The organism is Mesorhizobium sp. P2_E10 (assembly GCF_056404235.1).
Map to the genome: position 1 here is coordinate 1 of NZ_JBFUEK010000036.1, position 9,631 is coordinate 9,631.

Annotated in this window: 7 protein-coding genes; 1 reads left to right on the forward strand and 6 read right to left on the reverse strand. The window is 60.6% G+C overall.

Annotated elements, in window-relative coordinates; all coding sequences use genetic code 11:
- Positions 1-598 precede the first annotated feature (598 nt).
- From AC1D0N_RS31550 to AC1D0N_RS31570, 5 genes are all read right to left on the reverse strand, one after another.
- Complete coding sequence (locus AC1D0N_RS31550) at positions 599-1,855, reverse strand: MFS transporter (protein WP_477250501.1); 1,257 nt, start codon at positions 1,853-1,855, stop codon at positions 599-601.
- A 9-nt stretch (positions 1,856-1,864) separates the two neighbouring features.
- A complete protein-coding gene (locus tag AC1D0N_RS31555; protein WP_477250503.1) occupies positions 1,865-2,317 on the reverse strand; it encodes a MaoC family dehydratase in 453 nt (150 codons plus the stop codon).
- Between the two features lie 338 nt (positions 2,318-2,655).
- Positions 2,656-3,876: an NAD(P)/FAD-dependent oxidoreductase gene (locus tag AC1D0N_RS31560; protein ID WP_477250504.1), complete on the reverse strand. Its 1,221-nt coding sequence runs from the start codon at positions 3,874-3,876 to the stop codon at positions 2,656-2,658.
- Between the two features lie 136 nt (positions 3,877-4,012).
- The gene (locus AC1D0N_RS31565) at positions 4,013-5,308 is read right to left on the reverse strand and encodes an NAD(P)-binding domain-containing protein (RefSeq protein ID WP_477250506.1); all 1,296 of its coding nucleotides are present in this window, start codon (positions 5,306-5,308) and stop codon (positions 4,013-4,015) included.
- Positions 5,308-5,874, reverse strand: a complete 567-nt coding sequence (locus AC1D0N_RS31570; protein ID WP_477250508.1) for an OsmC family protein — start codon at positions 5,872-5,874, stop codon at positions 5,308-5,310. Before AC1D0N_RS31570 ends, AC1D0N_RS31565 begins: the two co-directional genes overlap by 1 nt.
- Positions 5,875-6,521: 647 nt before the next feature.
- Here AC1D0N_RS31570 and AC1D0N_RS31575 point away from each other — a divergent pair.
- On the forward strand, positions 6,522-6,818 hold the full coding sequence (locus AC1D0N_RS31575; RefSeq protein ID WP_477250509.1) for a hypothetical protein: 297 nt from the start codon (positions 6,522-6,524) through the stop codon (positions 6,816-6,818).
- 216 nt (positions 6,819-7,034) lie between these two features.
- Here the strand turns inward: AC1D0N_RS31575 and AC1D0N_RS31580 are convergent, their stop codons facing one another.
- A complete protein-coding gene (locus AC1D0N_RS31580) occupies positions 7,035-8,549 on the reverse strand; it encodes a winged helix-turn-helix domain-containing tetratricopeptide repeat protein (protein ID WP_477250511.1) in 1,515 nt (504 codons plus the stop codon).
- Between the last annotated feature and the right edge of the window lie 1,082 nt (positions 8,550-9,631).

Consider the following 9,631-nt stretch of genomic DNA (forward strand, 5'->3'; position numbering starts at 1 on the left):
TCGGACATGACGAACGTAGTCCTGCTGCGTATGCGGTCCCAGGCCCCGCATCAGCATGTCCTGCTGCATGCGCTGGCGAAGCGGCGTGATCGGAGCATCGGTCGACAGGGTAGCCATGGCAAGTTCCTCTCGTTGAAGGGAACTCCATGGTCGGATCGCGGTCTCTACCCGCTCAAGGCCTATGAATACCGCGCCATCTCAGAACAGGCGACACTCCCGCGAAGCGGGTTCGTGCATGAGGCGCAAAGCTGCCGTCCCTTTAGCGCGCACTGAACGGATCCGCGTCAAAAGGCGACCCATTGCCGGCGGACGATCCGTACTAACATTGGGGCTAATTAAACGACGCGCCATGATCGGCAAAAGCTCCAGCTCCGAGGCTGCCACGACGCCGTGACTAAGCGGCGGAAATGGGCCGGAAGCTTTAGATTCGCTTGTGATGCAGGAACAACGGTAGCGGACGATGAACTTCCGATGTCCGATGTCGTGAGTGACCCAATCGAGGCAACGATACCGGCGTCACGGCAATTCGATGCCGCTTTCCGCGCGGGGAGAGCCTGATGCAGCAACCTCTCCATAACGGATTTCGAGGGGATGAGGTTTACCGCTTTCCGCTGGCCATCTTCGTGGAAGCAGGTAGTCGCCGCAGGCTAAGCATCGCCGCGGCACCGATCAACGGTCCAGGCACCAGAAGCAGGAATGCCCAACGCCAGCCGCCAAGCAAGCCCGCTACGCGCGGGATCAACCCGATGACCAGCACGGTAAGGGCAAAGCCGAGCCCGAGTTGGATGGACAGCGCCGTGCCGACAAAGCGCCTGTCGCCAAGCTCCGTTACCGCCGCCGAGAACTGCGCGGAATCCCCGACGACTGAGATGCCCCAGACCAGTGCGACGAGGACGAACAGCCAGAGCGGCCCGTCAAAGACAAAGCCGATGGCCAGCGCACAGAAGCCGGACACGATCATCATTCCTGCCGTGGTCAGGCTGCGACCGAAGCGGTCGGACAACACGCCGCCAAGCAGGCAGCCGGCGACACCCGCCGCGATGGCGCAGAACGTCAGCAATGATGCGAAAGCCGGCGACGGTTGACCCTGCACTTCGAGCGCAGCCCGGGCATAGGTGAGCAGCCATGCCCACATCGCATAGAGTTCCCACATGTGGCCGAGATAACCGATATTGACCAGCAGCAACGGCCTGTCGCCGAAAATTGCCCCTATCTGGCGCGGATCGAAGATCGCCTTGCCGAATGGGTGCGGCCCTTCGCCAGCGAAGAACCAGAATATCGTAGATCCGATGAGTGTCGCGACGCTTGCGGCAAGAACCACCGATTGCCAGTCGAGCGAACCGGCGACTGCCCGGAACAGATGCGGCAGCGAGGAGCCCACCGTAAGCGCGCCAATGACGGCGCCCAGCGCCAACCCTCTGCCCCTTATGAACCATGTCGAGACCAGCTTGAGCGCTGGCGGATAGACACCGGCCAGCGCGACGCCCGTCAGAATACGGGTGGCGACGAGACCTATCGGTCCCGGCTGCAGCAACAGACAGGCGTTGGCGGCGGCGGCAAGCAGTGCGGAAACGGCCATCAGCCGGTTCAACTTGACGACGTCGGGCAGGTTGACGAGGCTCGAGACCAGCGCGCCGGCAACGAAGCCTATCTGGACGCCATTGGTCAGCCAGGCCTCGATGGCTCCGGAAAGGTGCCATGCGGCCTTCAGCTCGGGTGTGATCGCGGTCGCCGAAAACCAGGTGGTCAGCGACAGCATCACGGCAAGGCAGAGCAGGCCAAGGACACTCCAGCGATGCGCGTTCTCGGCGAAGATTGCCGGCGACACGGCATTGGAATCCCGCCAGAGCGCCATATCCAGAACTCAGGCCTTGGCCAACGGCACGGTGAACACGGTGGCGGTGCCGGTCAGGCAGACATCGCCGGCCTCGTTGCGCACCGAGGTCTCAATTTTGCAGATCGGCTTATCGGGGCGCACCTCCTTGATCTCGACGCGGCCGGTGATCATCTCGTCGACGCCGACCGCCTTGACGAACTTCCAGCCGACTTCGAGGAACACCGTGCCCGGACCGGGAAGGTCCTCGGCCACCAGAGCATTGAGGATGCCGGAGGTGACGCCGCCCTGGACGATGAGCTTGCCGAACACGGAGGCCTCGGCCAGCGCCCTGTCGTAGTGCAGCGGATTGCGGTCACCGGTCATCTCGGTGAAGGCTGCGATGTCTTCGGGACGCGTGCGCCGAGAGCGCTCGGCGAATGCGCCCACTTGCGGGCGTCCCTTGACGACGCCAATCCAGCCATCCTGTGTCTTTGCGTTCATGGGCTCACTCCAAGTTAGGTTGCGTTATGCGGCTGAGCCAGCCATCGCTGGATCACGCTGCCAAATCGTGACGGTAAGATCAGGTCGTGCCCTTTGTCAGGAACAAGTCCCGGTAGTTCGTAATCTTAAGCAGGTGGCGTCGAACGTCTTCGATGGATGGGCCTTGGCGGACTAGCGTCCAACGGTTCGAGGGCGGTAAGGTTTCCATTCCGAAGGAGCGATGCATTCTTTTAAATCCTTGTTTAAGTTCAGTGGTCGACCGCGGCTTTCTATTCGCGGAGCAATGTTCGTTGGCGTAGTCGCTTCGACCCCGGGTGGCATGAGCTGCCTCTCTCCTTTTAGACGAGCCTTAACTCGCCAAGGTCACGGTTGTCGTCGTTTGCCGCCCGTGCCCTGCGACGCGGCAGCCGGGGCATCTCGCGCCGGGACAACTGGACAATCTCGGCCTTCATCACCGTGCTGAGGTGCCGATGCCTGTCCTCTATGTCGAGCAACGTCCAGTTGAAGGATGCGATGGCATCGGTGGCGTCGAGGATTTGCCCGCTGATCAGATCGCGCTCGCGCTGGTAGACCTCAAAGGCCTCGGCGGTGTTATCGAGGATTGCCCGCGCCAGACTTTCGCTATCGCGCAGCGCATCGGAAATACCGTGCGAGGTGATCGGGTCGCGGAAGAACCCGGCATCGCCAACAAGCGCCCAGCCAGGACCATACGCCTGGCGCAGGAAACCCGGCGCGCCACGAAAGACATGGATTCTTCCGCGAGTTGCCTTCCCGGCCTGTGCGGCTAATTCTGGAGACAGTGCGTTCAGAGTAGCCATGCGGGCGTCTTCGTGGCCACCTCGAAAGCGTTCGTCGAACTGTTCTGTCGGCACCGAAGCTACGATGCAGGCGAGGCCGTCATTGGTCGGGATGAACGAGCCGCTTACGCCCTCGCGAAAATACCAATGGTAGCTGCTCTCCGGCTCGACCGGCACGTAGGCGTAGAGATGGGCGGCCGAAACTTGGCCGCGCCGCAGTGTCTGCGCTCCACAGCGCTTCGCCACCAGCGACCCAATCCCATCCGCCCCAATGACTATGTCGGCTGTGACGGTAAGATGCGTTCCGTCAGAAGTGAGTATCTTGACGCCGCGCATCCTGGCATCGGCGCTGCTGACAAGATTCCCAACGACCGTGTCATGCAACACCTCGGCGCCGGCCTCGCGGGCTGCATCGACCAGCGTCCTGTCCAGCAGCGTGCGCCTGGGCGCAATCAGGCCGGGCAGCTGAGGGCTCGCGCGCAGAGGTATGGTGATTTCCTGATCGCCATAGTGGAAGGCGGTCGCGGTTATCAGGGGCGTGCCGGCGTCGAGCAGCCTCTTCAGCAGGCCCCAACGCGACAGCTGGAGAACCGCCGGGCGCATCAGCGCATGCGTCGACAACGTGTCCGATCCATAGGCCCTGCGGTCGAGCGCAAGGACTCGCAGCCCGGCTCGCGCAAGCAGCATGGCGGTCGAGGCACCGGCACAGCGAGCGCCGACGATGATGGCGTCGTAATGGGAACAGCCTGGTTTGGTGCGCATTTTGATGTCCTTACGCAGTGAGAGATTTCGGTGGCTATCGCTCGCTCGTCCGCGCCGACGCCGCCGATGTGATGGGATGACGCCCGCGCAGCACGGCCTTCGGCTAAGGAATGTTGGGGCGTGCTCCATCGCTGCTTTAGATCGCCACTGAGCGGAGACGCGACTTTATTTGGCTCGTTGACCTGTCGAGGTAGTCGGCGATATGGCTGCTGAGCTCGCGCACATCGTCCTCAGCGCCGTGGATGAAGCTCGATTTCCGGCGACGCAAGTAAGGCAGCCCCAACACATACACCCCGGGAACGTCAGCAACACCGCGACTATGCTTGAGGTCGCCCTTGCGATCTAAGATCGGCAAGTCCAGCCATGAAAAATCCGGCCGAAAACCGGTAGCCCATAGCACCGTGCGAATGTCTTCCCCGAGTTTGAGTTCCAGCTGCGACGTCTCACCGACTACGGTAGGAACGAAGCGTTCGGTGGGACCGATGCCGGAGGGGGCATTCGACTCTGCCCATTGGTCGATCCATGCGAGCAGCCTGTTCATCTTCAGGTCGGCGAGCGCGCAGACGTGGCGCAGCGATCCGGAAAATTGGGCTACCGAGTCGCGAATGCCCATCAGCCGCCCGACGATTTTGACGCCCTGTCCTTGCAGGACATTGAGGTCGAGCGTCGCGCGGTCGGGGGTGCCGACAAGCTGTGGCGACGGTACTCTTCGGGCGCGGTCGGGGTCGTCTACGTCTTCGATGCGCTGGTCAAGCACGCCCATCGCAAGCATCCACCATTGGATATCGCGACCTCGATAGACACGCGGCAGCCGAACGTGTTCGCCTACCGCGAGCGTGACGGACCGGCCGCTCAGCTGAATCTCCTGTGCCAATTGCAGGCCTGTAGCCGATGCCCCAACCACCAACACCCCGCCAGGGGCAAGTTGCCGCGGATTGCGGTAGGTGTGAGCCGATAGCTGTTCGACATTGGCTGGCATGGCCTCGGCCAATCTCGGTATGACCGGCTTGTTGAACGCACCAGTCGCGACCACCACGGCTTGGCACAGCCAGTCCCCACTCGAGGTCTCGACCCGAAAGCCGTGTCTGCTCTGCGCCACTCTGGTGACGGTAGTGCGCGTAAGAACCGGTGCTGATGTGTATGTGGCATAAGCGGAGATGAAATCAGCGGCCTGGCCGGCGCTCATGTAGCCGTCCGGGTCATCGCCCCGGTATGGGTAGCCGGGGAGCCGCGCCATCCAGTTGGGCGTAAGCAAACGCAGTGAATCCCAGCGCTCCGTGCGCCAGGAATTCGCGACCTCGCCCCGCTCGAGAACCACATGCCTCAGCGAGCGCTGACCCAGTAAATAACTCATGGCCAGGCCGGAGTGACCGGCACCGATGACGACGACGTCAACGGTGCCGGCGATCCCGCGCGATGCGCTTATGCTCATCAGGACTTGCTCGAGGTGACCGTTACATCGGTCGGGTTGGCGATCACGTCAAAGACGGCTGAGCGCTTCTGCGACTGCGCGACGAGAGCGGCGATGTCTTCCGCGCTGGCGTCCGCGTCAATATCGTAATGCACCTTGATGCCATCGAAACCATTGCGCACATCCAGATCAATGCCGAGGATACCCTGGATATTCATGCCGGCCTCAAGCGTCGCCTTGACTGAGTGCAGCTGGATGTTGCGGTTTTGCGCGACAGCCGCGATGCCCGCGGTCAGGCAGCCGGCCAGGCCGACCAGCACAAACTCCACTGGCGTCGCGCCGTTGTCTTCCGACGCGAAGACTTCCGGGTGATCGGACTCGAACTTGTAGGTCTGGCGATGCTGGTGTTCTGTGCCCAGGCCGAAAAATCCGGCAACCGTGGCTCGGTTGTGGGTGCCCTTTACCCATTCACTGGTTGCTCTCCATTTGAAGCGGGCGGCTTCGGGGGCATCCTTTAGCGCCTCACGGGCGCCAAGCAGGGCGGCTACGTTGACGCCATTGGTGGCGGTTTTTGTGTGCTTGGTCATTAGGTCGTACTCCTGTCGATAGTGAGGGGTCCGAATCTTTCAGCGGACGGGTTGTCTTCCCATGGGGGTGTTGTACGCAGCATGGGAGTGGGCGTGGAATCGCCGGATAAGACGCTATGCTGGCTTAACTCCGGCAAGGCCAAGCCAACGGATTGCAGAGGTTAAGGGCGATGGGCCTCGTTCAGAGGAACCTGCCCCAGGTGTTTGACGAGAGCCTTTTCGGACGGTGCGTAACCGGCCAGCCTAAGTCCTTTTGAATTTCCATCGGTAGGCTGTTCAGAACCCGTTCGGACTTTCGTGCTTCACGGGCATTTTTGAAGGCCGCCCCATACCGCGCGACCGTTTCAAACACTGACATGTTCTTCTCCTGTAGAGCCTTCGGTGTCTCGGGCTATGGCAACGCAGCCGCTAAACAGTCTGTTAAATGCTCCACATTTGTATCTGCAATGTTCCACTGAAACCGTCGTTTTGTAACAAAGGTCGCACATCTCGAAAACAGTTTGCTGTCAGAGGTTCGATCGCAGTTGTCGATCGACGCAGTAGTCTCGCAGCCCGCCAACGCCAAAAGAGCGAGGGCCGCGAGGGCTTGTGGCGCGGCGCTCCGTATGAATCCTCGTCCACCCTGTTTGTGTTTCTGGATCATGGGAATGGCGCAGATTTCCTCCGGTCAATGCGAAGAAGCAGTTGCGTCCTTGAGTCGGGAAGAAACGTACGGGACGGGTTCGGGGGAGCACCTGGTTCCCACGCTTGCCCTTGCCGGTCGCGTTCCTGAGGCACAGGAGGAAGCCCGCCTATTTGTTGCGGGCAATCCAAATTGGAAGGTCGGTGATTTGGTGGCGAACTCACCTTTCAGGAGCCCGAGTGATGCGCAGCCGTTTGTTGATGGCTGGCGTCTGGCGGGCTTGCCAGATTACGCGGCATGGCTGGCCTGGGAAGGACGATAGCTGACCTTCAACCGATGTCGCGACTTGGACCCAACTCGGACATTCGTTCCGCTCGCGCCCAATGGCCAGGTAATGACCTAAAGCGACCCCTTGTCGCCAACCGTGCAACGTATTTGTGAGTTCACGACCGAAACCCCGCCCCAGATCGACTCTGCCCTTTTCACCACCAGCTCCAGCTTGCGCTCCTCAAGGAGCCGCCTTGCTGTGGGATATCTCCTACTCAGGCAGGCCCAACCTTTGACAACCCTCGCCGAGCTTGTCCGCAAGTTCCGAGACCATGAGCTCAGAGAACATCCGGCAACGGAACGTCGGTTCCATCTGCAGACCAGTTCGGGCCAACGAGTTGGCATCGGACAGCTGTCCAGACATAGCCAGCGCAGCCGCAGTAACAAAGTAGAGCGAACTCAGGTTGGAATTGAGCTGCAACGCTGTCTGCAAATGCAAGGCAGCGTCGGCATACCGCTCAGACTGAATGGCTGCCGCGCCTCGCGCAAAGTGGGCCTGGTAGGCAAGGAAGTCGAAGGGGCTTAGTCGTAACGCCCGCTCTGCCAGAGCGGTCGCCACAGTCGGACGACCCGCGAACGCGTTTGTGAGTGATCCGAGATACATCGCTGTGGCGCAAGAGGGATTCTGTTGAAGAGCACGTTCGGTCGCGGTCAGGCCCGCCGCATGATCTTTGCTCAGCATGGTGGTGACGAAACCCGCGATTGCGAGGGCAGTCGCGTCATCGGTGCTGCTGACAAGCGCTGCACGAGCATGCCGAATGGCCGCCAACTTGTCGTTTTCGCCGAGACCGCCCCGCGCGAAGCACCATTCGTGACACCATGAAAGCAGCGCACGAGCTGCTGCATAGTTGGGATCAATGCGCAGGGCGTTCTCGAGATAACCTATAGCCACTCGCGCATCAGCAGGCATCTGCGACGTAGTGTAAGGCACGGCTCGAAGATATAGATCGTAGGCATCCAAGCTTTCAGGATGCTTCCGCCGGGACCGCTCTATCTCGGATTTTTGGACGCTCGGCTCGACGATTGCTACCACCTTTTCGGTTATGTCGTCCTGCAGTTCAAATACGTCCATGAGGTCGCCGTCGAAGCGTTCGGCCCAAAGGTGCGCACCGGTGGCGGCATCCAGAAGCTCGGCATTGATTCGCAGTCGATTACCGGCCTTTCGCACCCCTCCTTCCAATACATAGCGGACACCCAACTCGCTCCCGACTTGACGAACGTCAACGGACTTGCCCTTGTAGATAAAGCTAGAGTTGCGAGCGATCACCAGGAGCCACTTGATCCTCGATAGGCCGGTAATGATGTCGGCCACCATCCCGTCAGCAAAATAATCCTGGGCGGCATCTTCGCTGAGATTGGAAAACGGGAGCACAGCGATTGATGGCCGACCGTCGGCCTGCGCGTCTTGAATTCTCATCGCGTGATCGGGGGCTGGTTTTGCCGAGCATTCAACGGGACCCGTGAAGCGATAGCCCACACGGGGAACCGTCCCAATCCAGTCTCTGCCGCCGGGTGGTTGTCCCAGTAGCTTCCGCAACGCCGAAATCTGCACTGCAAGATTGCCTTCTTCGACTGCGGCCCCCTGCCACGCCGCCTCGATGAGATCCGACTTGCTCAGCACTTCGCCCGGACGCTCAAGGAGAGCAATCAGTAAGCGAACAGCGCGGTAGCTTATCGCGACAGGTTCCCCCCGGCAGAGCAGTGAGCCCGCCTGAGCGTCGAGCACGAAAGGTCCAAACACAAGCTGCTGCCCCGACATGAGGACAGTTTACAACTTTTCAGCGCCTTTCGGAACTATTAGCAGGCGCTTAAAGACTCGCGCCAACCGCCGGCTCATCTTTCTTCGAAGATCGGACGGGAGATTCAGCGATGATCCAAGTCACCTCCAACCTTAATATTGATGGCGAGAAACCAGCCGCACTGCCATCCCCAATGATCGCCCGGTCTGGGCGCGAAGCAGAGTTCCAAGACGCGCTCGATCGGTATTTGGCTAACTATAGAAGGCGGCAGGCTCTGATTACTCGGCCGGGCGCTTCTCGCGTTGGAGCGAAGTTACCTTTGGCGCGTAGGATCGCTGATTGGCTGGGAAGGAAATCCCGTGCGCGGAATCAGTCGTCCGCGCAATCAAGCCAAATGGCGCGGTTGTAGACTTCATGCTGCTCGATGAGCCGCTCGCCTACCATCATCTGACGCTTGCAATTGGCGGAAGCCGGACGAAGCGATTTGGCCTCACAGCATCGCGGTAAGTTCCAAGCCAAGAGAACGTCCTGGTTTGACGTCGCAGGGTATGCGCGGGCCTATTCTACCATGCTGCTGCCCCGTCAGATCGAGAACGATTCATCACCGGTCTCCGGGCACTCGAATTTCCGGTCGAATGATTTATCGGTTGGGAGATCCTCAGGGTCACCCACGCAAAATATCCTCGCATTTGTTCCGATCGCACATCGATTCTCGTCAACGTTTGGCAGCCGTCGCCAAACTTCTTTCGGAGCCGATCACCTGCCGCCAAGCAGTTTGGCAACGTCTGCTTTCGAGGCGCCAGGAAAACATCTTCGATGTCCGATATGCTGAAGGGTTTCGGGTGCCGTCAGGCGTACGAAAGTCTCTCATGCAGGAACCCGCGGGCCGCGGACGATTGCCTATGGGGATTTGTGCCTCGGGGTGTGCCAGCGCCTGTCGCGAACTTCCGCATAGGACGCGGTGGGCATGTCGTGGAAGCGGCTTCCGGGCCAGGTCGCAGAGCCTGTAGCGTTGATTCCGACGGGACTGGTGTGCGTGACGACCGGCGCCACGGCAACGTGCACATAA